The organism is Curtobacterium sp. MEB011 (assembly GCF_030209655.1).
Classification (GTDB): Bacteria; Actinomycetota; Actinomycetes; order Actinomycetales; family Microbacteriaceae; genus Curtobacterium; species Curtobacterium poinsettiae.
On sequence record NZ_JARVRN010000002.1, the window covers coordinates 353527 to 379511 of the forward strand.

Genomic DNA, 25985 nt, shown 5'->3' on the forward strand with positions numbered 1-25985 from the left:
CAGTGCCTAGTATCGAGCGAGCGTCGGATCGACGGTGGCGGACCAGGCATCGATGCCGCCCTTGAGGGTACGCACGTCGGTAAAGCCGCGCTGTTCGAGCAAGCGGTGAGCCTCATTTGACCGCACCCCGCTTTTACAGAAGACGACTATTGAGTCTGTCGGATTCCAAGCACTCGCCTCGCCTTCGAGTACCGCCATTGGGACGAGCTCTGCACCGTCGATCCCGGCGATGACGTGTTCTTCCTCCGTTCGCACGTCGATCAGTCGGAATGGTCGACCCCCCGCTTCTCGATCTCGGAGCATCTCGGCGACGTACGACGCGGTGAGCGAGACGTCGGCGACGTCCGGGATGAGGCAGGCAGGCGGTTGTTCGCGGCTGAGGGCGCTGGGAATGGGCGTCGAGCCGGCAGCGCCGGAGATGTCAAGTTCGCGCCATCGCTGCGCCAGGCCGTCGAAGGTGAGGAGCCGTCCGACCAGAGGCTCCCCGATGCCGGCGATCAGCTTGACCACTTCCAGGGCCATCGTTGACCCGATCGTGGCGCAGACAGCACCGATCACGCCAGCTTCAGCGCACGACGGAACCGCGCCAGGCGGGGGCATTTCCGGGAAGACGTCCCGGTAGGTCGGACCATGCCCGGGCCAGAAGACAGTTGTCTGTCCGCTGAACTTGAAGACGGAGCCCCAGACGAGAGGTTTGCCCTGGATCGCACTGATGTCACCCACGAGATAACGGGTTGCGAAGTTGTCCGAACCATCGACGATTACGTCGTAGTCGTCCGCTATCGCCAGGCCGTTCACCTCGTTTAGTCGTGTTTGGTGAACGAGGACGTTGACGTTCGAATTGTGCTCATGCACCCATCGTTGCGCGCTCAGCACCTTCGCCGTGCCGACCGCTCGCTCCTCATGGATGATTTGACGGTGAAGATTCGTGACGTCCACGAAGTCGTCGTCAACGACGCCAATGGTGCCGATGCCTGCTGCGGCGAGGTAGGAGATGACCGGAGATCCGAGACCACCTGCGCCGACCACGAGGACCCGTGACCGAGTGAGGGCCGATTGGCTGGATCGACCGAATTCTGGCATGAGTATCTGGCGTGAGTATCTGGCGAGAGTTTCATTGTCCATCTCCGTCGACGGCGCGTTCTTCATCTGGATCCCTTCACGTGAGTTTCTGCTGGAAGCCGAGGGTCGCCCTGCGCAGCAAAGGCTTCGTGCAGGGCTTCTTTCCAATGTCGCATCGGTCCCAGTCCGGCTGCGAGCCATTCCTCGTTGTTGAGGACGCTGTAGCTGGGGCGACGTGCGATCTGGTTCTGGGACGACGCGGTCGTGGCTTGAACGGTCACTGGCGCTAGAGCCTCCGCGAAGGTCGCGGTCGCAAGTTCTGCCCAACTCGCGTTGCCGCTGTTGGTGCAATGGAACACCCCACCTGGCGGTCTGACGCGAACGAGCGTCTGCAAGCCGACGACCAGATCGTTTACCCACGTCGGGCTACTGCGCTGATCCGACACGACGTCGATCTGGTCCCGTTCACGTCCCAGCCTGAGCATCGTCGTGACGAATCCTGGATCCTTGACCGAGAAGACGGATGAGGTGCGAACCACGTATGCGCGCGGAGAATGTTCCAGCACGGCTCGTTCGCCGGCAAGCTTGGAAGCTCCGTACCGGGAGAGAGGAGTTGCCGTGGCGTCGACCGGGATCGGGGCGGAGAAGCCCTCCCCGAAGACATAGTCCGCGGAGAGATGGATCAGTAAAGCCCCGACGAGCTCGCAAGCAGCCGCAAGGATTCCGGGGGCTACGGCGTTGACTTCCCAGCCCGTCGTAGGGTCGCGCTCCATAGCGTCAGCGGCTTTGTTGCCTGCGCAGTTTATGACGACGCTCGGCTGCAGCTCGCCGATCAAGTGACGCACCGCGACTGCGTCAGTGACGTCGAGCTCCTCGTGGCCGAGCGCCACAACGTTCCCGGTCGACCATAGGTCCACGATATTTCGTCCGACGAGTCCGCCGGCACCCACCAACAAGATCATTGCGTTTGTCCTTCCAAGGGCAGCGCCCCGCGAGCGATTCGTTCGAGCGTGTCGGGGCTTGCAGTGGTGTTCAGGTACTGCAGATACGCCTTTCGAGCTAAGTCATTGGTAGCAACCTGCGCCATCGCGCGGTCCTCCATGCGTCGGCGGCTGCTCTGGAGGAGTTCGCGGTCAGTTTCCGGCAGAGTGACCTCCGCCTCCGCCTCCGCCCCCGCCTCCGACCGAGACCTCGCCACGAGGAGCGCATCGTGAGCTGCCGACTCTCGGAACCAGCCGGTCGTGAGTGCGCGGAGCCGCGGCCACATTCGCGGGATTGCCTCTTCGACTCCCGACGAACCGTCCAACTCAGACAGAAACATGCGCCCCTGCGCCAATCCAAGTCCGACGCCCCTCGCGTACATCGGGTTCGTGGTGAGAGCCGCATCACCGAGAGGCAGGACGCGCGGAGGCGTCTTATTGAGCATCCGGGTCGCCAAGGAGTCCAGCAGTCGGCCCGCGTGAAGCGGCACTCCGACGGCTTCCGCCCGGCAGCCGCTGAGTACCTCGGAGACCGAGGCATCGCGCAGGAGCGCTTTGTCGAAAGCTGCGCGGGTGAGATCCGCGCGAGCGCTGGAAGTCGGGCGGATGATCGTTGCGGAGAACCACGGCCCATCGGCGGCTGTCACGACGATTCGCTGACCCGAGTGCTCGGATCGGACTCCGCTGACCGGTACGACTCCGGCGCGTGCGCGGAACCACCCCGTCATGTAGTCCAACGCAACGTGGTGCACGAGTCGGCGCTTGTGCAGACGGCTCCGTCTCCCGGAGCAGTCGAGGACGACCTGCGCGCTCATGCGGGCTCTGTCCGCGAGAGACACGCAGACATGCCCGTGTTGGCCGGCTGCACCTGCCTGGACAGCTACTCCCGCGATGATGCCCACACCGGCTTCTCGCAGGTGTCGCCTGAGGGTCATCTCGACGATGACGCGTCGGCAACGGAGGACGGTTGATCCGTCTCCCAGCGACGGCTCGACTGCTTGATCGCGTGCGCCGTGGGAAAGCAGGTCTAGCCAGACTTCGGGCAATTCCGATCGGAGGAACGCCGTCGCCGACGCGGAGAACGAGTGCACCTGTCGAAACTGCGGCACCGAGCGCCTCGGCCAACGCCCCCACGCGTCGATGTCGGAGCGCGGTGTCTCCGCATCGCGGTCCAGCAATGTGACGGCGTGGCCCCGAGCACTGAGAGCAAGCGCCATCGCGGCACCGACGGGCCCGCTCCCCACGATAAGCACGGAGCCCGCAGTCTTACTCAACCGCCCACCAGTGGCGGAAGCACTTCGACAGTCGAGGAATCGCCGACGACCGTGTCGTGCCACTGGGATAGCGGGACACGTTCGCCGTCCAAGAACACGCTGAAGTAGCCGTAGACACGGCCGTCCTCCCCAACGACCCTGCGACGATTCGCTGGGAACCGTTCGGCGAAGTTCAGCAGGATGGACTCGATGCTCTCGGCGGGCACCCTGAACTCCGTTGTGTCGTCCGTCTTCCAGGCTGGTGAAACGATAAGGGTCGTCATTTTTGCTCCTTGGTGTTCGTGGCCAATTCCTCCGCTTCGACGAGCAGCGTTCGACGCGCCGTCTTGCCGCTCGCCGTCAAGACGGGAGTAGACACTTTCCTGAACTCAGTGGGCCAGGCGTACGAGGGATACTCGGCGGCTATCCGGCGAGATGCTCTTCGGAGTGCGTCGTCGTCGTCCGTCACGAGAGCAGCGATGAAGCGTTTCGATGCACCAGCACCAACCAGACCGACCGCCGCGGAACGGACTCCGGGCTGTTGGAGAATGAGGGCTTCCATCTCGGACGGATCGATCCGGTAGCCGTCCACTTTCACTTGATCGTCGAGGCGACCGAGCCATTGAAGGCGATCGCCGCTGTCACGCCGCACACGGTCGCCAGTGCGGTATAGACGCACGCCCTCCCTGTGGATGAAGCGTGCGTCGGACTCTTCTGTGGAGCCGATGTAGCGTTCGGCCAGGCAATTCCCGGCCACAAGCAGTTCGCCCTCCGCTTCACCGTGCCACGACAGAGATTGGCCATCGTCGATCGCGATCCTGGCCGCACGGACGCTTTGACCGATCGGGGGAAGCATTGGCCATTCACTCGGTCGTGCGTCGAGGACGTGCTGCGTGACGACGTGGGTCTCGAGGGGGCCGTACTGGTTCACCAGCCGACAGCGGGGCATACCTTCGAAGAGCCGCACGACCGCCGGGGTGGCGACGAGTTGCTCACCGGAAACGATAACCGTTCGGAGAGCACTCAAATGTCGCAGGCCCTCGTCTTCGTCGACAGCGGCCTCGGCGAGGAGATGCAGAAGTACGAACGGGAGGAAGATCCGACGCACTCCAGAACCGATGAGCATCCTCCACAAATGCGTAGGATCACGTTTCGTCGTTTCAGGGATGCAGATGAGCGTTCCCCCTGAGCTCAGGGTCGCCAGCATCTCTTGCACAGATACGTCGAACGCGATCGGGGAGAGGAGGGCTGTGCGCCCCGCGCCCCGACTATTGGCAGCTGCTGACTGCCAAGCAATCAGTTCATCGAGGGCCTGCTGCATGTGCAAGACACCTTTTGGTTGCCCAGTGGAACCTGAGGTGTACATGAGGTAGGCCGCGTTGGGGTGCGTCACGATCTCTTTGGGAGCGATGGGATGCACCCCGCCTCGGTCGATGAGCGCAGCGCTGCCGCTGTCTCGCAGGATCGATGCCCTTCGCGCTTCCGGTTCGCTCGAATGGAGTGGCAGGTAGACAGCTCCGAGGCGCTGAAGGGCCAACACCGCTTCCACCAGTTCGATCGAACGAGGCAGGTCGACCGCGACGACGACTCCTCGCGCAACTCCTGCTCGCTGCAGCGACTCGATCAGTGGCGTGCCGCCGGTCAAGAGTTCCTCGTACGTCAGAGTGCGTCGGCCGTCGACTACCGCGACCGTGTTCGGTCTGCGTCGAGCGTGTCCCGTTAGCGCGTGCAGCAGATCAGACATCGCGAGCGCACCTGAACCCGGTAGCGAAGTTGGACCATCCGAACGGGTCGCCGTACATTCGATCCGCGGGACGGCACTGGTAACGGAAGTTCATCCACGAACCTCCGCGCAGTACGCGGAACAATCCTTCGAGTCGGCCGTACACCGGATGTTTCGCACCTTCGCGGTATGGCTTGCACAGGGACTCCGTCCACTCGTAGACGTTCCCCGAAGCGTCTGCCAGGTTGAAGGCCGCGGGTGGTGACTCGAGAAACGATCCGACTGGCGTCGTCATAGGCAATCCGCCGTGGCGTTCTCGCTGCCGGTCCCACCAGGCGCGCCACACATCGAGGTGTAATAGATCCTCGCCGAGGTGCCAGTCCGCGGCGTTGCACCGATTCCGGTCCCAGGAATCGCCCCACGGCCAACGTCGGGGTAGGGGGCCCCGCGCTGCGTACTCCCACTCGAACTCTGTCGGGAGACGCTTGCCGGCCCAGGACGCGTACTGGGTTGCGTCCTGCCAAGAGATGTGGACTGCAGGGTGGTCCGGGCGCTCGGCGACGTGCGTGCCGCGTCCGCCTGGGCTGCGCCAGCAAGCGCCCTCGCTCTCCACCCAGTAACGGTCGCCGTAGACCATGCCCCATCCTTGCTGTTCGGCGTCGGTTCGGTAGCCCGTGTCCGCGACGAACTCGCCGAACGCCTCGTTCGTCACGGGATGTGGGTCAATCTCGAACTCGGCGATCCTTACGTCGATCTGCGGTGTTTCGTCGCTGAACCACTCGCGCGGGAAGGCCTGCCCTTCGGATTCGAGCCAGTCCAGGTCCGTCGCGGACGAACCGATCCGAACGATTCCACCCGGAATGCGGATCATCCGAGCGCCTCCTCGACAGCAGCACCCCAGGCGACCACGAGCGCTTCAACCCACTTGCGAATAGGACCGTCCCCCGAGAAGCAAGCCTGCAACGTGGGCTGAGAGCCGGCGAGGTCCACGTGCAATCCGATGCCTGCGTAGACACGCTTCGGAGTGTGTTCATCGGCCAACGGTTCGAAGGAACGAAGCGGCCCAGCCGGCCCGCTGCCTGCCCTACGGTGAGCTGGCTCATCGATGGTCAGCCACGCAGTCGTCTTCCCTCGCGAAGCAGGGGCGCCGCCGAGCCGGTCTAGGAGGACGGAACGATGCACGCGGTCGTACCGTGCCGTCGCTCGAACGTTCTCACGGACTTGCCGGATGGCTCTGCCGACGTCTCGTGTAGGAGCTCCCAGTTCGACCGTGATCTCGTGGGCGAAGTTTCCGAGAGCCAGAGCCGCCAGAGGATCATGCCGCCCTGCACTCGCTGTCATGATGCCGAGCGGCCCTCGGCCCGCGCCTGGCATGCGGCTCAGCGCTGCCAGGAGCGAGCCAGCGAAGAGCATGAACACGGTCGTGCCCTGCGCTCGCAGTCGCTGTACGTGACGCGGGTCGGCAGGACGGAGGGCAACGGAGAAACCCTGAGCGTCGAACTGGTCCGATTTCTGCTCACCCCGGGCGCTCTCCAGCTCGTCGTTCAGCCGCGGGAATGGGCCGACCCGGTCGAATACGCCGGCCCAGTACTGGTACACATCGGGTCCGACATTGTCTGAGGCCTCCCGCACGAAGACCGGGGAGGCGGACCCGGGCGCGGGGTATGCTCCCGATTCGTAGCTGTCGGCGAGGGCGTCCATGAACATCCCGACGGACTCGCCATCGAGGTGACTGTGGTCGGCGACAAAGCAGAAGACATCCTCAGCGTCGCCTTTTACGAGCGCTGCCATCGGTACAGTCCTTGGCCACGACTTATAGCGCTGGACCATGCGCATGGCGACTTCGCGAGGGGCAGCACCCCCGCTGCCGAGCACCTCAAGCTGAGTGGGCTCTGCTGAATTCATGGCAAACCACGTCGCGCCATCCTGCATGAAGTGTGTTCGGAAAGCAGCATGCGAGGCGACGACGCAACGGACGGCGTCACCCAGGACGGTGGCAGCGAGTTTCTCGGGCAGGACCGAAATCGCCCCTACGAAACTGCGCCGGGGGCGCTCGAGCAGCCAGGTTTCCGGCGCCGAAGCTGGACGTTGCTGCATAGCTGGAGCCGAGCCCTCCAGCGCGGGTGAGCTTCGTGTCCTCCGGGCCAGATCGACGACGCTGACGCCGTCGAGGATCTCTGCGATTGACGCCGTGATGGAGAGCTCTCGCCGCAGCCGTGCCGCCAGCATCGCGGCAAGCACGGAAGATCCGCCCTGCGCGACGAACGGCGTCGCAGGATCGATCGAGCGCGCATGAAGGACGTCTCGCCAGATATCGGCGACGAGGTCCTGCCGCGACGGTGATCTGGTCATTGGGTTTCCTCGGCCCTTCTGCTGGCGAGGAAACAGAGGAGGGCGCTCCTCGCCTCGATGTTGACGTCTTCCCCGTTAACCATCGCCCGGAATAGATCGTCCAATTGTGTCCAGTGGTGGGAGTTCGTCGCTGGCGGATCGTCCCAGACTTCCAGCACGCGGTAACGGTTCTCTTGTCGGAAGAACCGCCCTCCTTCTTCAGCGAGTAGTCGGTCGCTGATTACGGCGCAGGTCTGCGCTGCGACCCATTCACACAGCATGTCCTGGGCTGTCCTGACAGATGAATCCTGAGCCCCACGCTGCACCGTCGGAGCAAGAGCGCGACCTCGTCGATTGCCTGCTTCCCATTTGTCTTGCACAAGTGCTTCCCAAGCGCCACCGAAGCGACGCACGACAAGAATCACAAGCCCGCCGACGGGCGCGTGCAGCATCGGTTGTTCCCACGAGCGGACTTCGCGGCTTACCCCTTCAACGTGCACACCGATCACGCGGAAGTAGCGGCCGGTCCGATGCCGGATGCAGTCATCGAAGAAGGACCAGTCGGTCAGTTCCTTCAGGGGAAGTCTTCGGACGGTGAAGTCGCCGTTCGATCCCCGGGTCGGGAGGGAGCCGGATGATGGCTCTCCCACGGACCGGTGAGCCTCGTCGCACATCCTCAGCCGTTCAGCGGCAGCAAAGGTGACGAGCACGCTGCGAGCGTCCATGTTGACGACTTCTGTCAGCCTGACGCACTCGAGGAGAACCTCTACTGGTACCCAGCGGTGGGTTCTCGGGCGATCAACTTCCTCGTTGCACTCGACGACGACGTTGCGATTTCGTTTCCCGAGGAACCGACCGCCCTGTTCCGACTGGAGAGTGTCGACGAGGACGCGGGATGGGCGCGAGCCGTCGAAATGCTCGAGAAACGGCGTCGGGAGTCCACCGTGTCGGCGGGTGAAGTTGCTTTCCGTCGCCTGGACAGTTGGAGCTATTTGCACGCCGTGTGGGTTGCCGGGTTCGATCTTCGCCTGCGTCAGCAACTCGTAGCCAGTGGGGCCCTGCCGAGCGATGAACCCGAGGATGCCGATCTCGGGCTGATCGATGATGGGCTGCTGCCAGAGGATATCGTCGCCGTCCGCCACCTCGATGCCGGTGATGGAGAAGAAAGCTCCTCGGTCGTGCGCCAGGTCGCCAGTGCTGCCGGACATCGACCAGTCGCGCAACTGTTGCACCGGCACAGGCATCACGCGAAGTGGACCCCAGTGTGCCGCGTCGTCGAGCCAGTCGAGCACTGCCTGGACCGACGAGCACCGATCCGGCGTGTAGCCGACGGCACATGTGTTCGCAGCCATGGTTCCCCCCAAGGTCCTCATCATCGAGTCCCACCACGCTAGGCGCGGTTCCGACCCCCGTCTAGGGGGCGGCCGAATTTCCCCGGCGATTCGAACAAAACGCAGTAGCGCTCCCGGCAGACGTGCAGTCCATGCGAGATCGAGGGAGGAGTCAGGCGCCGGGGCTCGTGTAGTACCGCGACTGCCGCATGAAGAACCACCACCCGAGCGCGAGCATCGTCGGGCCGGCGAGTGGCGCGGCGTGGGCGAGCCACACAGGCACGAGCAGTTCGCCCGTCTTGCCAAGCACGACGGTGGCTGGCAGGTACGCGACGAATCCTAGCGGCAATGCGAATGTCAGGGCGTAGACGCCGGCCGGACCGAAGACCGGCAGCGGGTACGCGCCGAAGTCGGTGAACGTGTTGTCGACGGTGACCTTGAGGTCGCGGGTCGAGCCGAGCCGGAACGAGAGGCCGGCGAGCCCGATTTGCAGCCCGGCCTCAAGGAGTCCGCCGCCGATCGCAGCGGCGACAGTGAGGACCACCAGCCAGGGGGTCCACGCGATCGGTGCGAGGGTGATCGCGGCGATGAGGATGCCCAGCCCGAGGGCGAGGTCCCCGAGCGTTCCGAGGTTGAACCAGCGTGTCAACAGCTGGACGAGCGGCGGGGTCGGTCGGAGCAGGAACCGGTCGTAGTCGCCCTGGCGGATGACCTGATCGATTGCGAGGTGTTGCCCGAAAAAGACCGTCCCGACGCCGTGCGCCGTCAGCCGGAGCCCGTACAGGAACGCGATCTGCGCCGTCGACCAGCCCGCGATCACCCCGAACCGATCGAGCAGTACCCCGATGAACAGCAGCTGCGTTCCCTGGAGTGCGGCGCTGCCCGCCATCATCAGGATGAGGTTGCCTCGATAGATGAGGGATTGGCGGAACGCTGCGGCGAGCAGGATCTGCCACTGGCGGAACCAGCCGGGAAGCGCGGTGGCGGTGCCCGGGAGAACCTCGCGTCCGACGTCAGCCACCGTTGATCACCGTCCTGCGCAGGGCGTGCGACCAGACCGCGCGCGCGATCACCGTCAGCACGGCGATCCACCCGACCTGCAGCGCGAGTTCGCCGAGGACGGTCCATCCTGGAGCGCGGTCGAACCAAATCGAGAGTGGTGTGAAAATCTGCGCGCTGAAGGGCAAGGCACGCAGAGCCCCTGCCAACCCGTCGGGCATGAACCAGAGCGGGATGAGCGACCCGGAGCAGAACGCCGCCGCCATGCTGTAGATAATGTAGGCGCCGCCGACGTCGGTGGTCCAGAACGCGGTGAGACCGACGATGAGGTTGCACTGAACGGCGATGACCAGGCCGAGGCAGGCGCTCAGCACAAACGCCGCCGTCTGCCACCACGTGCTCGGCCCCGGGATCGCGCCGAGCAAGAGCGCCAGCGCCAGCCCGACCGCCGCCTTCGGCACATTCGCCAGGGAGCTGCCGATCTGCGCCGCGAGGGTCTGAGTAAGCAGACCCACCGGCCGCATGACGTCGAAGACGACGTTTCCGTCGCGCACCCGGCTGTTGAGGTTCGAGAAGTGCCACGGCTGGAACACAACCGCGAACAGCGCGCCGAGCGCCGCGTAGCCGACGGCGTCCTCCCGGTCGACCCCACTCACGGTCCCGCGCGCTCCGTACACGGCGTTCCAGACGAGCATCACGAGGACGACCCGGCTCACCGTGCTCACCGTTCCGACGATAACGTCGGCGCGGAAAACGAGCACCTGCCGCATCCCGTGCCCGACGAGCGCGAGGCGGATCGCGATCGGACCTGCGGGCCGGTCTCGCCCCTCCCTCAGCACGCCATCAGCCGTCACCACGCACCGTCCGCGCAGTGTAGATCTCGGTGATGACGTCCTCGAGCTCGGGCTCCCGGACCGTCAGGTCCGCCACCGGGAGTGCAGCCGTCGTGCGGGCGATCGCCGCAGAGGTCGACACCTTGGCCGGGTCGAAGCGCAGGTCGAGCAGCTGCGCAGCGCCGTGTGACCGGATGCCGGCGCGGTGCACGCCGTCGACCGACCAGTCGCGTGGTTCCGGGCCGGACAGTTTTACACGGAGCGTCCGGTGCGGCAGATACGCCCGGCGCAACGCATCGATCTCGCCGTCGAACAGGATGCGCCCCTCGTCGATGATCACCACTCGTCGGCAGAGCTGCTCGACGTCACCGATGTCGTGTGTGGTCAGCATGATCGTCGTGCCCGAAGTCCGGTTCCGCTCGCGGACGAAGTCCCGGATCCGGGCCTTCGCGACGACGTCGAGGCCCACGGTCGGCTCGTCAAGGTAGAGCACCGGGGGCTCGTGCAGCATCGCGGCCACGAGGTCGCCACGCATACGCTGCCCAAGGCTCAGCGTCCGGACCGGCCGGTCGATGAAAGAGCCGAGGTCGAGCAGGTCGACGAACTCGGCGAGCGTGCGCCGGTACGCCGACGGTGCGACGCCGTAGAGCTTCGCGAGAACGTCGAAGGAATCCCGGAGCGGCAGATCGAACCAGAGCTGGGTCCGCTGCCCGAACACGGCGCCGATCGTCCGCGCGTTCGCAGACCGGTCGCGCCACGGTACGACGCCGTTCACCCGGACCTCGCCGCTGGTCGGGACGAGCACGCCCGTGAGCATCTTGATCGTCGTCGACTTCCCAGCGCCGTTCGCACCGAGGTAGCCGACGATCTCCCCCGGCTCGATCGTCAGCGAGACCCCGTCCACCGCACGGTTCGTGACCGTCTTCGTCGTGAAGAGGTTCCGGATCCCGGAGAACGCCCCCTCCACCCGAACCGGGCGAGAGAACTCCTTGACCAGGCTGTCGGCGACAATGAGCGACATTCGTCGAAGGTATCGAAGAAGTCGACGCGTTGCGAGCATCAGAAGCCGGACACTTCAGCTCGGGGGCTTGCGACCAGGAGGCTTCCGTCTCGTGTGCTCGAGCACATCGTCGTCAGCGCGAGCCGTCGGCGCGGAGGTTCCGTCGACTTCCTCGTCGCCTCCTGTGTCGACGACGGATAGCGCGATCCAGACGAAGCAGCGCCACGATGCAGGATCTGGGCATATGGAGTGACCCAAAGCGCGAAGCATGCTTGGTCCAAGACTGGCACACAGTCGTGGAGTCCACCCCTAGTGGGTTGAAGATCCTCACGTTCAGCCAACGCAGAAAGAACTTTCGATGCAGCTCACGATAGCCGCACCACCGGTACGACCCACGTCCCGTCTTCATCCAGCCAGCCGCCGAGTTCCGGACGCACACCCCTAGCGGCGAGGTGCATCGTCACTCGCAGTTCATCGTCCGGGTCGTGGATGTCCCGCCAAACCTGACGAGATCGCCAGCCTTGTCGCCCGCGCCGGTCGCGTCAGGTTCGAGACGGAGACGCCAGATGCGGATGTGGCGTTCGTAGGTGATGCTGGCAAGGCGGACGGGCATGTTTGTCTCCTGAGGTCAGGGCGTCATCGTGACGCCACATCTTGGACTATCGGCAGCGCTCGAGCGGACTGGAGGTGGTTCCTGACCGGGGGCTGCGCTTCGGCGTCGTCGAGGTGCCGCCGGCGAGATACCGCCACGACGTCGTGGCGGTCCAGAGTGCATCAGCACGGCGGCAGGTTGTCGAGATTGTTCTTCGAGGTGGTGTCCGCCGTCGTCTTCAGAAACTTGCGGCCTCCGTAGTTGCTGCACGTTGGGCCGGAGATCGAGGCGCACCGGACAGCGAATCCTGGACGCCGCCGTCACGAGGTCAGATGGCCGGAACCGTCCCTGTGATCGTCCGTTCCGCCGGCGCCGGGACATTGACGTACTGTTTCTTCGGGAACCAGGACACTTCGAGGAGTCGACCTTCGGGTCGCTGCGGACTGAGGACGAACCGGGATGCGCCGCCGGGGACGTTGTTCTCGCGGAGCGTTTCGCTGACAAGCACTCTCGCAAGTGACCGGACAACGGCATCGGGAAGTCCCGCACCGCGCAGGACGGCGAGCGGGTCCTGCAGCGATGTCATGCCGAACGGCGTTGGCTGTTTGGTGTGGCACAAGGCATCCTGCAACGCGCTCGCAAATGCATCCTTAGCGGAGACGCCGTTCATCGCGGCGAACATGAATGAGCTGTTCGCACCAGACTGGGATGCGGACAACGTCATCTCAACGACCCGGCTGTTGGTGGATGTGGTGTGCGTGTTGACGGCCGTGACGCGCATCGAACCGGAATCGTGTGGGCTCGCGAACGAGATCGTGTCGCGCCGCTCCGCGTAGCTGTCGAGCAGCTCCGCGACCCGACTGCTCCGCACAGTCGCTCGGACTGCGATATCGGTGCCGTTGCGAGCGATGGACGTCGCTCGGAACGCGGTCTCCCCGACGATCACCCACGGAGTGAGTTCTTCACGGGCGATCGTCTGCAGACGCTTCTCGATCCGCTCCTGCAGTTGGGATGGGTCGGTGTACGACGCGGTGGTGTACCGGGTGCGCACACCAGCGACGAAGTCCCACTGCTGGCCCTCTGCATCATCGAAGGGATCTGAGACAAACAACGCCATGCGCAGGTTCGCGACATCGGCATGCTGGAACTCTTCGTGCGTCGCCGAGTACCGACTCGACAACGGGACGCCGTATCGGTGCCCGTAGATCCCGAGATAGATGCTCGACCGAGCAAGGCCGTCCAAGTACGCGGCTTCCGCTGACACATCCTGCGCCCCAAGGTCGTCCTCGAACATCACGGGCTGCGCGCCAAACGCGGTGATCGCTGCCCGAGCTGCGGCGCGTTCGTCGGGCATGTCCCGGATCAGACTCGACACGAACACCGACTGCTCCGCCGCCCACTGCGCAACGTCACCAGAAGCAGGCGGAACCTCCGCGGCGAGCAGGTCAGCGGTCAGATAGTCACGGGCAGCCATGGCACCAGTTCAGCACGTCGCGCTGACAAACGCAGCGTTCCGGACGAGACCGGTGACTTCGGCGCGGACCCTCGCATCGGCGGCTGCGCGCATCGAGGAGTGGTGGAGCTACAAAGGAGAGCATGCGCGTTGTGATGCCAAGCCTCGAGGAGGCGCAGTCGCATCTCGGGATCACCGCTGCGAACTTTCACGAGGCCATGGACCGCGGCGGCCTCGGGGGCGAACACACCAAACGGCAAGCGGTCCACCAGTAGGGCCAAGCGCTACTTAGCGGTGAGAGCTAGTTTCGCTCGAAGGTGCGGAGCGCGGGCACTCGAGGGATGTCGACCCACATCTTCATGCTCGCTTCCGAGACGGTGTCGCCGGATACGACGAAGGATGCGGGTCCGAGACGGTCGAGATCTGAAGCGAGCGCTGCGGCCTTCGCGGCGCTGAGATGCCCTACCTTCCGTCCTCGGCCGTAGACAGCGACCGCGTTCCCGTCATGCTCGTTCTCGGGTTCACGTACGAGTTCGTATTCTTGACCCCCGTACCGAGCCCGTTCGTCGTCGCGCAGCCAGTACGCCGTACCGACAATGCGGAATCGCGACGACGGCAGCTCACGCAAGTCGATCCGGGAAAGTCGCTCGTCAAGGTAAGCCGGAACGATCCTCGAAGCATTACGCGAAGTTGCTCGGCGCTTCCGCTCGTCCGCTTCCGCAACAGCGTCGCTGGAGCTCCTGGCGATGGCTCCGGGCTGCTTCACGCCCTCCGGACCGGTCTTCGTGACAGTTACGATCGGGCGCGTCGTGGTTGGCTCTGCACCGCGCTGACGGGTGAAGTGCTGAACCAACAGGCGTCCGCTGATGATGAAAACGACGAGGAACAGCACGAGCGCGAACACCATGCGGACACCGTAACTAGCCGTGGCCGCATTGTCTGCGCCCCGGACGGGCGACAGGCTCGAACCCCTTCAAGTTGAGTCTTCGCCGGACCCACGTCACGTATACCGGGTAGCGGCCGCGCCGCTCCGAGGGAAGTGCGTTCTACGCATGTCGTCACCATCCGAGTAGTCGCCGAGCGGTGGGTGTGACCCACAGTGCGTCTCGCCTGACCAGGGCTTTCTTTCGAAAGGGGAAACGTGAACCGGGCACAGGGGAAACTCAGCTAGATTGGCCGAGCCGGCTGCCCGAGAACGGCGCCGTTACGCGGAACGCAAAGACCTGCAAATGACCCCGCCAACGCAAAGAGCCCCAGATCCCCGTCACAACGGGGATCTGGGGCTCTTTCGCTCTGTCCCGGGAAGGTGTGAGCAACCGCAACTTCCGGGCCGTTACTCGGTGGCCGTCGTCCTCCTCGACGAAGGTGACACCCGACTCCGTTGCGGTCGTGGGCTCCGGAACTTGCGATAGGTGGCACTATGCGTTGGTTTGAGTCCCACCCTTTGAAGTGACCTGATGCTGCGTCTGTCTGCGGACATCGACGACGTCGATCGCTCCGGCGGTGGTCGGTCGAGTGCCCGCGGCTCCTAGGCTCGACGCATGGGGATGCACAGGGACCAACGACTCGCCGTGATTATCGGGAGCGCCACGGCGGTGCTCGTCGGTGGCGGGCTGGTCATCGCAGTGGCTCTCGGCCTGATCGGCTCGTAGCCTGAGCAGCGAGCACGAGGAGGGGTGATGGCGCAGACGGCAGAACCGCCGGCGGCCGCGGATGGTCATCAGCAGCTCGGCTCGAGGCACAAGAACGGCGATCGTCGCTTCGGTGTCGCGGGGCTCATGGCAGGTGTGTACGCCGGCCGAGGAACGCCGATGCTGTCGAGCCTGCACCACTCGACGGTCACCGAGCACATCGGATCAGTCCGCGTCGGCGACGAGCTCCACGTCGAGTGGCGAGGGACCCACTGGTGGGCGTCGTCGGACGAAGGCGCCGTCGGCCGGCTCTCCTGGTCGAAGGGGCTTCGCGAGCAGACGGCGTACGCACCGGACGGGCCCAGCCCCTACGACTTCGACGACGGGACGCTGTACGTGCAGCACGTCACGGTGAACGCCGCCGGCGAGGTCGTCGACTGCGGCGGGTACGTCGTTCCGGACAACTACGAGCCGTCGGACTGGCCGATGACGCCGATCCCGGACCCTGCGGAGCGCGAGCTGACCATCACGATCGGCGCGCCGGCGCCCATGACTCGGCCCGTGCCGGCGGCGGGGGAGTCACCACCCCAGGCGAGTAGCGAGACCACTACGCGCTCCGGCTGGCTTCGGCGGCTGCGCGGGCGCGGCTGAGAGGGAGAGCAACCGATGACGACGTACACACCGCGAGAGCTGGCAGCCGAGCTCGGCTACACGAACGAGTCTCGTCCGGGGCGGGCCGTGCGGGCCTACCTGCGGGAGCGTTACCCGGAGCACACCGGATTCTGGGTACTCGACGAGGCGCAGGCCGACGACGTGCGCGCGAACGTGCCCCGCGCGTCGTGACGTGCGTCAGCCGCTGCGACGGTGCAGATCTCGCCCGTCCGAGGGCTTCACGGCGCGTCATTCGGACACGTCATCGGAAGGCGACGAAGGTATCCACTTCGCTGGTGCTGCGTGTCCAGGACCGATAGACAAGGAGCTCCGGGGAACGAAGGAGTTGCCGATGCTGGTTCAGGTTTGTGGTCTTCCCGGTGCAGGGAAGTCGACGCTGTCTGCTGCGATCGCGGAGCTGACGCCTTCACTGACGCTTCGCGTTGATGCGATCGAGGGCGCGATGTGGAAGTACCAGATTCCGCGCGAGCAGTCCGGGATCGCCGCCTACTCGATCATGCACGCCATCGCGGTGCCGAATCTGCTTCGCGGACAGGTGGTCATCGCCGACGCGGTGAGTGGTGTCGAACCCGCTCGGGCTGGATGGGCGTCGACAGCGGAAGCCGCCGGGGTTCCGCTGCGCGTGATCGAGGTCGTGTGTGCGGACGTCAACGAGCACCGTCGCCGGGTGGAGCAGCGTGCGAACGACCTGCCCGGGTTCATCTTGCCGACGTTAGACGAGGTACAGCGGGCCGCCGACGAGTACGAGCCCCGCACGGACGATCGACTCGTCATCGACAGCACCCGCCCGCTTGAAGAGACGGTGCGCCGGGCCCTCGACTACCTCGAGCTCCACGTCCGGTAACGGACAGTTCGACGGTCCGGCAGGAGTGACGGGTGCGCGGCTACTTCCTCTCGTACCTGCTCCAGTAGCGCACGAGCGCCGCCTGACCCGGTCGCGCCGTTGTGAACAGGAGCAGAGCAAACCCGACGACGACGAGAACCGCCGCCAGACGGTCGAGCCTGCCGTCCGAGTGGGCCATCAACACGAAGCCGATGATGATGACCAGCGGCCCCAGCGTCATGAGTGCAACGCGTCGAGGGGTCATGAGTGCGAACCTGTCGTCGCCGTACCCGGCGGGGTCCGTGGTGAGCAACAGCGCGAGTACGGCGGTGGTTCACACACCTGCCACTTCCGGTTCACGCGCCTGCGCCACGCTTCTGCTCTGTGTCACCGAATCGTGTGACCACGCTTCGAGTGGAGAGAACGCCATGCGCCGGTTCCTGATCGCTGTTCCGAGACGTCGGGCCCGCACGGTGATGGGGGTCCTGGCGGTGGCGTGCGCCGTGTCCTTGATCGCTCCGGCGGGCGCATCTGCGGCGACATCCCGGACCGCGCCGCGTCCAGGCGCCTACGGGTACTTCGTGGACACCTACAAGACGAACACCCCTGCCGCCACGACGCCGGAGACGAACGCCGCGACCGGGGTGCTGTCGCAGTTCGGCACCCTGTGGCGCCCGGGATCGTCGTGGGACAACGGGGTCGCCACCAGCGCTGCAGCGCAGCGGATCCTGGACTCGAACATCGCGCAGGCAGCGCGGACCACGCAGACCCGGACGGATGCGCAGGGGCACGAGGCGTACCTGATCGACCGACGGAACCAGAGTTACTCGGCCATCGCGGGTTTCGGTGACCTGTCCGACGCGGTGCGGACCGCGACGAACGCGGGCACGACGATCCCCGACGAGATCCCGGCGGACGCCACGACGAAGCAGTACGCCGACCAGGGCAACGCGAAGGGCGCGTGGGCGGACACCGATTCGGAGCTCGGCGACGTCGTCCAGCTGGTGAACACGCTGCGGGGCGACTACTCCTCTGCCAGCAACGCGAAGAAGTACTACCAGTACCCGCGGCCGTACCGGCAGAGCCAGGACGTCAAGGTGCTGCCGCAGCTCGTCCCCGAGAAGTCCCCGACGCCCGCCACGGACGGCGGCTTCCCCAGCGGACACACCAACGCCGGCTACCTGGCATCTCTGGCCTTCGCGTACGCGTACCCGGAGAAGTACACCGAGCTCCTCACCAACGGCTCGGAGATCGGCAACAGTCGGATCGTCGCGGGGATGCACTCGCCGCTCGACGTCATGGGCGGACGGGTCCTGGCGACTGCGCTGGCAGCGGCCGTCCTGAACGACCCGGCCAACACGCAGCTCGAGCAGCAGGCGCACCAGCAGGCGGAGAAGGTCCTCGCCGCAGCCGGCCCGAGCGCGGTCGATCGGTACGCGGACTACGCAGCGGACAAGAAGAACTACCGCAAACGTCTGACGTACGGGTTCGCGCGCACCGGCGCAAAGACCACCCCGGCCACGGTGCCGAAGGGTGCTGAAGCGCTCCTGCGGACCCGCCTGCCGTACCTCAGCGACGCCCAGATCCGAGAGGTGCTCCGGACGACCGCGCTGCCGTCGGGCTACCCCCTGCTGGACGATGCGGAAGGGTGGGGGCGACTCGATCTGTTCTCGGCAGCGTCCGGCTACGGAGCGTTCGACAGCGCGGTGTCGGTGTCGATGAACGCCGCCGAGAAGGGCCTGGACGCCGCCGACACCTGGCGCAACAACATCGGCGGGAACGGGTCACTGACCAAGCGGGGTACCGGCAGCCTCGCCCTCGCCGGCTCGAACCGCTACACCGGGGGCACCATCGTCCGCGGTGGGACGCTGACGGCGGACTCCGCTGCTGCCCTGGGCAAGGGGTCGGTGGCCACTGTCTCCGGCACGCTCGCCGATGCCAGCACCAGGGTGATCCGAATCGGCGGCAACCTGACGCAGCGCTCGCACGCTGCACTGTCGCTGAGCGTCTCCGGGCCCCGTCCAGCCATGCGCGTCGACGGCACGGCGTCGTTCGGCGGGACGCTGCGGGTGCACGTCGCCAAGGGCACGGCCGTGTCCAACGACGTGGTCCTGATCACGGCGGACCGGATCGCGAAGGGCTCGAGCTTCAGCAGGGTCCGCGTCGCCGGCCTGCCCGCCGGGTACAAGCCCATGTTGGAGCGCCACGGCAACGAACTGCACCTCGTCAACGCCAACGCGACGAAGCACGGCCACGGCCGGGGCCACGGCGCCGCCTGAGACGGAGCGCGTCAGGCGACTCTCCGGGGCCGGTGGCCACGGCGGGCTGTGCTCAGTCCGCCCCGTCGCCGAGGCCGAGCAGCAGCTTCCGGAGGAGCCCGGCCAGCTGCTGCTCCTCGTCGCTGCTCAGCGTGCCGAGGAGCTCCCGTTCGTTCTCGACGTGCCGGGCCAACGCTGCGTCCACCACCGTCAGCCCGTGATCGGTCAACGTGACCAGCACGCTGCGTCGGTTCGCGGGGTCGGTCTGCCGCGTGACGAAGCCCTTCGCGACGAGCCGGTTCAAGCGGTTCGTGACGGCCCCGGAGGTCACCATCGTCGAGGCGAGCATCTGTCCGACGGCCAGTCGGTGCGGTGATCCCGCACGTCGGAGGGTCGCGAGGAGGTCGAACTCGCCCGGCAGCAGGTCGTGCTCGGCGAGGACGGCACCGACCCTGCGGTCGAGGATCGCTTCGGCGCGCCCGATCCGCCCGATGACGGCCATCGCGCGGACGTCGAGGTCTGGTCGCTCCCGGCTCCACTGGGCCAGGACTCGATCGACGGCATCCTCCATCGGAGCACTCCTTCACGCTGAACTGTTTGACGCGAGCCTATCGGGGCCATAATGTCTCAACGTTGAGAAGTTCAGCCTGAAGGAAACACGGTGTGCAGATGACCGACCGCTCCCGATCCACGTCCGCGTCGGCCGGCATCACGCTCACCGCGGCCGTGGCGCCGATCGTCTGGGGATCCACCTACGTGGTCACCACGGAGCTCCTGCCCGCTGATCACCCGATGACTGCGAGCGTCCTGCGTGCACTCCCCGCCGGCCTGCTGCTGCTCGCGATCCGGCCGGGAGTCCCACCGCGGGGCTGGCGCCTCCGGACGTTCGTGCTCGGCATGCTCAACATCGGGTGCTTCTTCCCGCTGCTGTTCGTCGCGGCCGACCGGTTGCCGGGAGGCCTGGCGGCCATCGTCGGTGCGCTCCAGCCGCTCGTCGTCGTGGCACTGACCGTGGCGCTGCGGTGGGGGCGGCCCGCGATCGCCCACGTGGTGTGGGGCGTCGTGGCCCTGGTGGGCGTCGCGCTCGTCTCCCTCAGCGGAGATGCGGTGTTCGACGTGCTCGGGCTCGGGGCGGCGGCGCTCGGGACGGTGTCCATGGCGTTGGGGCTCCTGCTCACTCGTCGGTGGGGCACCCCGGAGGGCACGCACCCCCTGACCTCGACCGCATGGCAACTCATCGCCGGGGGAGTGGTGATCGCCCCGCTCCTCCCGTTCGTCGACAGCGGACCGTGGGAACCGACCGCCGCCGGGTACGTGGGGTACGCCTGGCTCATGCTGGTCGGTGGAGCCCTGGCCTACGGCGTCTGGTTCCGAGGCGCACGGGCGCTGCCGTCGGCCCGGATCGCGTTGTTGGGCGTCCTCAGTCCGTTGACCGCTGCGGTGCTCGGGTGGGTCGTCCTCGGCCAGGCGCTGTCGCCGCTGCAGATCGTCGGCTTCGTCGTCGCACTCCTCGGCTCCCTGGGTGGGCAGCTCGGACAAGCGGGGTCTCGGGGCCCTTCTTCCGAGCCGCTCAGCCGTAGATCGAGTCCGGGATCTCCGGGCAGGCGGTGACGAGCTCGTAGTACTGGGACTGCGGCAGATCGACCGACCGGTACGGCGACCACGCCCCGTCGCTGTCGACGAACTCCTGCTCGCTCGGGCCGCGCTTCACCGCGATGCCGTGGTCCTGCAGGCACTTCGTGAGCTCGCCCGTGGAGTAGCGATAGAGCCACTCCAGCTGGGACGCGTTGAAGGCAGTCTGGTACTTCGCGGCCATGGGGTACTCGACCCCGCACGTGTACTCGGCGACCGCGAACGGCTCGGACTGTTCCGCCGGGACTTGTCCGGAGGCGAGGCTCGCGTCGGGCATCGCCTTCGCCTGCGGGAACCCCGCGGCGGTCATGCAGCGTTCCTGCGTCGGGGCCCAGTCGGCGTGCGAGACGGTCCGAACGCGGCCGACCACCGGCCGCTCGAGCCCCGGATGGCGTGACGCGACCAGCTGCCATGCCTGATCGGCGTTCGCGTCGAGGATGTTCTCCGCTCGCGCCGCGCTCAGCGCATCGGGCTCCGGCCCAGAGGCAGCCCCAGGCGTGGCACATGCGGACAATCCGGTGACCACTGCGATGCAGACCACGCCCGCCGCTGCGGTGAGGAGCTGATGGTTTCGTCCCCGCAAGGTTCCCCCAAAGAATTGCGATCGGTTCGCTCACGTTAGGCGACTCCATGAGGATGCGCCGCACGGTGTTGATCCTGCGGAACAAGATTCCGGCAATCTTCATCATCTGGAAATCGATTTGTTACGTCGCGCTCGTCGTGCAGCGAGAACGGCGGTGCAACGCGCGCGTCCCTAGCGCGCAGATCTCACCTGGGTCAAGAGGAACGCGGAAGCAGCCTGTCACTGTCAGGGAGTGGATGCTTTGGCTGAGCAACTGCTGTCATTGCCTCACTGCGGGACGAGGAAGTGCCACACGGTCAGTCAACCGGCTTCTTCATCCCGCAGTTTTTCCTGTTCAGAGTGGGGGTTCGGCAGGAGCGCCCTTGCCTGGCATCAAATGACTCAGGGGGGTCAGCATGGAAAACACCATCGCCGAGAAACTGAACTTCGACAGCGAACTCGCGACGGTCGCGCTCATCCGGGATGCCGTCGATTTTCCGATCACCGAACGCACAGTGATCGTGAACCTGGCGCAGACCGATGCATTCACCGGTACGACGCAGCTCGCTCCTCTTCCTCCGCTGAGTTCGACGATCCTCGTCAAAGGGGTGGTCACCGGCGAGCTCATCCTCGCCGTCGCGGCGGCATCCGAGGATGAACAGGAGCGGCGTGCGCGCGCCATCGGCTGGCACGACTTCTACGGTGAGGGCGGGCCGGTTCTGCTGAAGTCGCCGCAAGCAGTGATCGGAACGGTGCTCATCGACCGGCGCACGGTGCTCCACCAGCCGGCGCTTCCGTCGCGGCCCGAACGGTTCACGGTCAAGGCGAACCTGTGGTTCAGCCCGGCCGGCACGGACTGCGGCATCCACAACGTCCATCCGTTCATCGAAGTGCACACACAGATCAGCGGACTCGGGCGAATGCAGAAGTTCGACGAGAAGACCCATCGATCCCTGTACGAGGACCAGATGCTGAGTCCGGGCACCACGAACCCGATCCCGTTCTGTGTCGACGTCGAGGGCACCTTCACCTACCCGTGGCACCAGTACCGAGCCGACTCGGACTGTCTCTGGCTCGCACTCGAGTTCCACGCGGCCTGATCCAGCACCGCCCACCACCACCGACGCCGACCGGTTCGTCACCGGTTCGTCCGGCGTCCCCGAAACCAGGCAGGAGCTCCACCATGAAGACCATCGGCATCGTCTTCGGCACTCGCCCCGAAGCCGTCAAGTACGCACCGCTCATCCACGCACTCCGAGGCGACGAGCGTTTCCGCACCGTGCTCATCTCCACCGGTCAGCACCGGGAGATGCTCACCAGCACGCTCGACGAGTTCGGCATCACGCCGGACGTCGACCTCGCGGTCATGAAGGACGGGCAGAGCCTGTCCGAGGTCACGCACCGGATCCTCGAAGGTCTGTGCTCGGGGAACCACCTCGACGGCCTTGACGCAGTGCTCGTGCACGGAGACACCGCGACGACCCTCGCCGGCGCGCTCGCCGGACTGCACGCGCAGGTCCCCGTCATCCACGTCGAAGCGGGTCTCCGCTCCGGCAACAACTCGTCACCGTTCCCAGAGGAGGCGAACCGCAAGCTCGTCGGTCAGATCGCCGCGCTCCATCTCGCGCCGACACCGGGGAACCACGCGAACCTCATCCGAGAAGGAATCCGAGAGAGCGCGATCACGGTCACGGGCAACACCATCGTCGACGCTCTCGCCTGGGGGATGCAGAACCTCCGCTCCTACGGCGACCCCCGTCTCGAGGACCTCGACACGGATCCCCGACGCGTCATCCTCGCGACCACGCACCGCCGAGAGAGCCACGGACAGCCGATGCTCGAGATCGCTGAGGCCCTCGCGGACATCGCGACCCGCGACGACGTCCGCATCGTCGTGCCGTTGCACCTGAACCCGAAGGTCCGCTCGGTGCTGGTCCCGGTCTTGTCGGGCATCGACAACGTGGACCTCGTCGACCCGCTGCCGTACCTGTCGTTCTGCCGACTGCTCCGTCGGAGTGACGTCATCCTGTCGGACAGCTCGGGGGCTGAGGAAGAAGGCCCCGCCCTGGGGAAGCCGACGCTCGTGCTCCGTGAGGTCACGGAACGCAGCGAGTCGATCCTCACCGGCTCGTCCCGCCTCGTCAGCCGGCATCGTGGCCAGATCGTCGCTGAGGTGCAGCGCCTCCTGAACGACCCGGAGGCCTACGCGGAGATGTCGAACGCGATCAACCCGTACGGTGACGGACGCGCGACCGACCGGACCATCGCGGCCATCGCAAACTACTTCGGCATGGGGCCGGCCGTCATGCCCTTCGTCCCCGGCGCCGACGTGGTGCCCTCGCTCGCATGACCACGCCTTCGACGGCGAGGGTGCCCGCCGGTCTCGTCGCGCTCGCGATCGGTGGGTTCGGCATCGGCCTGACCGAGTTCGTCATCCTCGGATTGCTCCCCGAGGTCGCGACGGACTTCGCCGTCTCCATCCCCCAGGCGGGGTACCTCGTGTCCGGCTACGCCGTCAGCGTCGCATTCGGCGGTGTCTTCGTCACGGCGGTCACGGCGTCGATGCGACCGAAGACGGTGCTGTGCACCCTGATGGTGCTCTTCATCGTCGGCAACCTCGTCTCCGCCGTGGCGAGCGGGTTCGGAGTGATGCTCGTGGGCCGGATCATCGCGGCCCTGTGCCACGGCGCGTTCTTCGGGATCGGTTCGGTGCTCGCCGCCTCGCTCGTCCCGGCGGACCGACGGGCGCGAGCGATCTCGATCATGTTCCTCGGACTCACGATCGCCAACGTGCTCGGGGTTCCGCTCGGCACGTTCCTGGGACAGTCGTACGGCTGGCGGTCGACGTTCTGGACCATCACGGCGATCGGCATCATCGCGCTCCTCGGCCTGCTGGCGTTCATCCCGACGCGGGCCGCGGAACAGCGACCGGCAGGACAGTTCCGCCGAGAGCTCTCGGCGTTCCGCAACGGGCAAGTGTGGCTGTCGATCCTCGTGACGGTCTTCGGCTTCGGCGCGATGTTCGGCACGTTCACCTACGTCGCACCGATCCTCACCGACGTCGCTGGTTTCCCTGACGCAGCGGTTCCGTGGATGCTCGTGCTGTTCGGTGGCGGACTGTTCGTCGGCAACATCGTCGGTGGACGCGCCGCGGACGTGCAGCTCGACCGGACGCTCCTCGTGCTGCTCGGCGCACTGATCGTCGTCCTCGTCGGCTTCGCGATCGTCGCGGGCACACCGTGGGCAGCAGGCCTCGCACTCTTCCTGCTCGGTGCCGTCGGCTTCGCGTCCGTACCGGGGATGCAGATGCGCGTCCTCGAGTTCGCCTCTGCGGCCCCGACCCTGGCATCGGGCGTCAACATCTCCGCCTTCAACGCGGGGAACGCCATCGGCGCCTGGTTGGGCGGTCTCACGATCACCGCTGGTCTGGGCTACCGGTCGCCGATCATCGTCGGCGCTGCGCTCGCCACCACGGCGCTCATCCTCATGATCGCGGCAGCGAGCGCGCATCGGCGCCGCTCCGCATCGTCTCCCACAGCGGCTCCACGCCCCGTCACCATCCCCTCCTGAACCGGAAGGCACACTCATGACACTCGAAGCACTCCGCCCCGCGTCGCCGGCCCTGGCGCTCACCCCGCCGTCGTTCGACTCGGAGACCGTCACCGACTTCCTCCGGGACGGCTACTGGCTCGAAGCAGCCGACGTCGACGGCGACGGCAACCTCGACCTCATCGGCTACGGCCTGACCGTCGGGGAGATCTACTGGTACAAGTCCCCGACGTGGGAGAAGCACCTCATCGTCGACCGGATCAAGGAACCGGTCGGTGCCGACACGGGCGACATCACCGGCAACGGGCTGCCCGACCTGGTCGTCTGCTACCAGCTGTACGGTCCGGGCGGAACCATCCACCACGCCGACGGCGGCGGCGGCAAGATCGACTGGCTGGAGAACCCCGGTGACCCGGCCACGGCCACCGAGAACTGGAAGCGACACTACGTCGGCCGGGCGACCGGCATGCATCGCCTCCGTGTCGGGCACTTCTCCCGGACGGACCGCGTCCAGATCATCGGGTTCCCGATCGTCGCGGTCGAGGACGTGCACGCGGTCCTCCCGGTGATGCTGTTCACCCAACCCGACGACCCCACTGCGGAATGGGACGCCGAAGTGATCAGCCGCACCGATTTCCGGATGATCCACGGCGTCGCCAGCAAACCCGGTCTCATCCCCGGTTCCGCTCTGGACACCATCCTGATGGCGTCCGACGAAGGCGTCACTTGGCTCTACTACGACGATGTGACCGGACGGTTCGCCTGGGAACACATCGGCGACGGTGAGTCGAGCCAGTTCGAGCAGACGACGTTCAAGGGCTCCGGCGACGTCGACGGGGGCCGGATCGGGGACGACCCCCTGGCGTACGTCGCCGCGATCGAACCGTTCCACGGCAACACGGTCGCGGTGTACACGCGGACCACCGCCGACGCCACGGCGTCGACGTGGCAGCGGCACCTCCTCGACATCTACGGCGACCCGAACGAGAACGGTGAGGGCCCCGGCCACACGGTGATGTGTCGTGACTTCGACGGTGACGGCGACGACGAGTTCCTGATCGGCCTCCGCGGGCCGGATCCCTGGCAGGGCGCCTACTACTACAAGGCAGTCGACTTGGAGAAGGGGCTGTTCGTGAAGTGGAAGGTGTCCAGCGAATCCATCGCCCGCATCGTCGCCGGTGACTTCGAAGGCCGCGGGATCGACGACTTCGCCACCATCTCGTACTCGGTGCCGCACTACTTCGTCGCGCCGAAGGCCGAGATCACCCTCCACCGCAACCGCACGCCCCAGGAAGGCTGAA

Annotated in this window: 27 protein-coding genes; 9 read left to right on the forward strand and 18 right to left on the reverse strand. The window is 66.1% G+C overall.

Features of this window, described 5'->3' with window-relative positions; all coding sequences use genetic code 11:
* Nucleotides 1-6: 6 nt before the first annotated feature.
* The 15 genes from QRN30_RS03585 to QRN30_RS03650 all read right to left on the reverse strand — a co-directional run bounded on the left by QRN30_RS03585 (nt 7) and on the right by QRN30_RS03650 (nt 14464).
* Nucleotides 7-1149 carry a ThiF family adenylyltransferase gene (locus tag QRN30_RS03585; RefSeq protein ID WP_284760493.1) on the reverse strand — a complete coding sequence of 381 codons (1143 nt, stop codon included), beginning with the start codon at nt 1147-1149 and terminating at the stop codon, nt 7-9.
* The gene (rfbD, locus tag QRN30_RS03590) at nt 1146-2024 is read right to left on the reverse strand and encodes a dTDP-4-dehydrorhamnose reductase (RefSeq protein ID WP_284760494.1); all 879 of its coding nucleotides are present in this window, start codon (nt 2022-2024) and stop codon (nt 1146-1148) included. The genes QRN30_RS03585 and rfbD overlap by 4 nt, the downstream gene beginning before the upstream one ends.
* Nucleotides 2021-3379 (reverse strand): NAD(P)/FAD-dependent oxidoreductase, encoded by a 1359-nt coding sequence (locus tag QRN30_RS03595; RefSeq protein ID WP_350225044.1) that lies wholly within the window; start codon nt 3377-3379, stop codon nt 2021-2023. The genes rfbD and QRN30_RS03595 overlap by 4 nt, the downstream gene beginning before the upstream one ends.
* Nucleotides 3313-3579, reverse strand: coding sequence for a MoaD/ThiS family protein (locus tag QRN30_RS03600; RefSeq protein WP_111095867.1), 267 nt, complete (start codon nt 3577-3579; stop codon nt 3313-3315). The genes QRN30_RS03595 and QRN30_RS03600 overlap by 67 nt, the downstream gene beginning before the upstream one ends.
* Entirely contained in the window at nt 3576-5039 is a 1464-nt protein-coding gene (locus QRN30_RS03605) for an AMP-binding protein (protein ID WP_284760495.1), read from the reverse strand. The genes QRN30_RS03600 and QRN30_RS03605 overlap by 4 nt, the downstream gene beginning before the upstream one ends.
* Nucleotides 5032-5889: a formylglycine-generating enzyme family protein gene (locus QRN30_RS03610; protein ID WP_284760496.1), complete on the reverse strand. Its 858-nt coding sequence runs from the start codon at nt 5887-5889 to the stop codon at nt 5032-5034. Before QRN30_RS03610 ends, QRN30_RS03605 begins: the two co-directional genes overlap by 8 nt.
* Entirely contained in the window at nt 5886-7370 is a 1485-nt protein-coding gene (locus QRN30_RS03615; RefSeq protein ID WP_284760497.1) for a condensation domain-containing protein, read from the reverse strand. The genes QRN30_RS03610 and QRN30_RS03615 overlap by 4 nt, the downstream gene beginning before the upstream one ends.
* Entirely contained in the window at nt 7367-8701 is a 1335-nt protein-coding gene (locus QRN30_RS03620; protein ID WP_284760498.1) for an NDP-hexose 2,3-dehydratase family protein, read from the reverse strand. Before QRN30_RS03620 ends, QRN30_RS03615 begins: the two co-directional genes overlap by 4 nt.
* Nucleotides 8702-8852: 151 nt before the next feature.
* On the reverse strand, nt 8853-9701 hold the full coding sequence (locus QRN30_RS03625) for an ABC transporter permease (protein WP_284760499.1): 849 nt from the start codon (nt 9699-9701) through the stop codon (nt 8853-8855).
* Complete coding sequence (locus tag QRN30_RS03630) at nt 9694-10536, reverse strand: ABC transporter permease (RefSeq protein ID WP_284760500.1); 843 nt, start codon at nt 10534-10536, stop codon at nt 9694-9696. Before QRN30_RS03630 ends, QRN30_RS03625 begins: the two co-directional genes overlap by 8 nt.
* The gene (locus tag QRN30_RS03635; protein ID WP_284760501.1) at nt 10523-11533 is read right to left on the reverse strand and encodes an ABC transporter ATP-binding protein; all 1011 of its coding nucleotides are present in this window, start codon (nt 11531-11533) and stop codon (nt 10523-10525) included. Before QRN30_RS03635 ends, QRN30_RS03630 begins: the two co-directional genes overlap by 14 nt.
* Nucleotides 11534-11972: 439 nt before the next feature.
* Entirely contained in the window at nt 11973-12125 is a 153-nt protein-coding gene (locus QRN30_RS03640) for a hypothetical protein (RefSeq protein ID WP_284760502.1), read from the reverse strand.
* A 161-nt stretch (nt 12126-12286) separates the two neighbouring features.
* On the reverse strand, nt 12287-12388 hold the full coding sequence (locus tag QRN30_RS17625; RefSeq protein WP_350225045.1) for a DUF3892 domain-containing protein: 102 nt from the start codon (nt 12386-12388) through the stop codon (nt 12287-12289).
* A 44-nt stretch (nt 12389-12432) separates the two neighbouring features.
* Nucleotides 12433-13578, reverse strand: coding sequence for a DUF4062 domain-containing protein (locus QRN30_RS03645; protein ID WP_284760503.1), 1146 nt, complete (start codon nt 13576-13578; stop codon nt 12433-12435).
* 280 nt (nt 13579-13858) lie between these two features.
* Complete coding sequence (locus QRN30_RS03650; protein WP_284760504.1) at nt 13859-14464, reverse strand: HIRAN domain-containing protein; 606 nt, start codon at nt 14462-14464, stop codon at nt 13859-13861.
* Between the two features lie 772 nt (nt 14465-15236).
* Here QRN30_RS03650 and QRN30_RS03655 point away from each other — a divergent pair.
* The 3 genes from QRN30_RS03655 to QRN30_RS03665 all read left to right on the forward strand — a co-directional run bounded on the left by QRN30_RS03655 (nt 15237) and on the right by QRN30_RS03665 (nt 16704).
* On the forward strand, nt 15237-15839 hold the full coding sequence (locus QRN30_RS03655) for a hypothetical protein (RefSeq protein ID WP_159557107.1): 603 nt from the start codon (nt 15237-15239) through the stop codon (nt 15837-15839).
* A 15-nt stretch (nt 15840-15854) separates the two neighbouring features.
* Nucleotides 15855-16031 (forward strand): hypothetical protein, encoded by a 177-nt coding sequence (locus tag QRN30_RS03660; RefSeq protein ID WP_159557109.1) that lies wholly within the window; start codon nt 15855-15857, stop codon nt 16029-16031.
* 160 nt (nt 16032-16191) lie between these two features.
* Nucleotides 16192-16704 (forward strand): P-loop nucleotide/nucleoside kinase family protein, encoded by a 513-nt coding sequence (locus QRN30_RS03665; RefSeq protein ID WP_259551424.1) that lies wholly within the window; start codon nt 16192-16194, stop codon nt 16702-16704.
* A gap of 40 nt (nt 16705-16744) precedes the next feature.
* Here QRN30_RS03665 and QRN30_RS03670 read toward each other — a convergent pair whose 3' ends face one another.
* Nucleotides 16745-16996: a hypothetical protein gene (locus QRN30_RS03670; RefSeq protein ID WP_259551426.1), complete on the reverse strand. Its 252-nt coding sequence runs from the start codon at nt 16994-16996 to the stop codon at nt 16745-16747.
* A 268-nt stretch (nt 16997-17264) separates the two neighbouring features.
* Here QRN30_RS03670 and QRN30_RS03675 point away from each other — a divergent pair, with 268 nt between their 5' ends.
* Entirely contained in the window at nt 17265-18962 is a 1698-nt protein-coding gene (locus QRN30_RS03675; RefSeq protein WP_284760505.1) for an acid phosphatase, read from the forward strand.
* 52 nt (nt 18963-19014) lie between these two features.
* On the opposite strand, the gene QRN30_RS03680 is transcribed toward QRN30_RS03675, so the two are convergent.
* Nucleotides 19015-19512, reverse strand: coding sequence for a MarR family winged helix-turn-helix transcriptional regulator (locus QRN30_RS03680; protein WP_017887647.1), 498 nt, complete (start codon nt 19510-19512; stop codon nt 19015-19017).
* A gap of 98 nt (nt 19513-19610) precedes the next feature.
* Here QRN30_RS03680 and QRN30_RS03685 point away from each other — a divergent pair, with 98 nt between their 5' ends.
* A complete protein-coding gene (locus tag QRN30_RS03685; RefSeq protein ID WP_228500594.1) occupies nt 19611-20552 on the forward strand; it encodes an EamA family transporter in 942 nt (313 codons plus the stop codon).
* Here the strand turns inward: QRN30_RS03685 and QRN30_RS03690 are convergent.
* Nucleotides 20512-20883: a hypothetical protein gene (locus QRN30_RS03690; RefSeq protein ID WP_159557119.1), complete on the reverse strand. Its 372-nt coding sequence runs from the start codon at nt 20881-20883 to the stop codon at nt 20512-20514. The genes QRN30_RS03685 and QRN30_RS03690 overlap by 41 nt on opposite strands.
* Nucleotides 20884-21551: 668 nt before the next feature.
* On the opposite strand from QRN30_RS03690, the gene QRN30_RS03695 reads away from it, so the two are divergent.
* The 4 genes from QRN30_RS03695 to QRN30_RS03710 all read left to right on the forward strand — a co-directional run bounded on the left by QRN30_RS03695 (nt 21552) and on the right by QRN30_RS03710 (nt 25984).
* Nucleotides 21552-22235, forward strand: coding sequence for a hypothetical protein (locus QRN30_RS03695; RefSeq protein ID WP_017887644.1), 684 nt, complete (start codon nt 21552-21554; stop codon nt 22233-22235).
* Nucleotides 22236-22318: 83 nt separating this feature from the next.
* Nucleotides 22319-23485 carry a non-hydrolyzing UDP-N-acetylglucosamine 2-epimerase gene (gene wecB / locus QRN30_RS03700; protein ID WP_017887643.1) on the forward strand — a complete coding sequence of 389 codons (1167 nt, stop codon included), beginning with the start codon at nt 22319-22321 and terminating at the stop codon, nt 23483-23485.
* A gap of 20 nt (nt 23486-23505) precedes the next feature.
* Complete coding sequence (locus QRN30_RS03705) at nt 23506-24705, forward strand: MFS transporter (RefSeq protein ID WP_017887642.1); 1200 nt, start codon at nt 23506-23508, stop codon at nt 24703-24705.
* A gap of 16 nt (nt 24706-24721) precedes the next feature.
* Nucleotides 24722-25984, forward strand: a complete 1263-nt coding sequence (locus QRN30_RS03710; protein WP_017887641.1) for an FG-GAP repeat domain-containing protein — start codon at nt 24722-24724, stop codon at nt 25982-25984.
* Nucleotide 25985 lies beyond the last annotated feature (1 nt).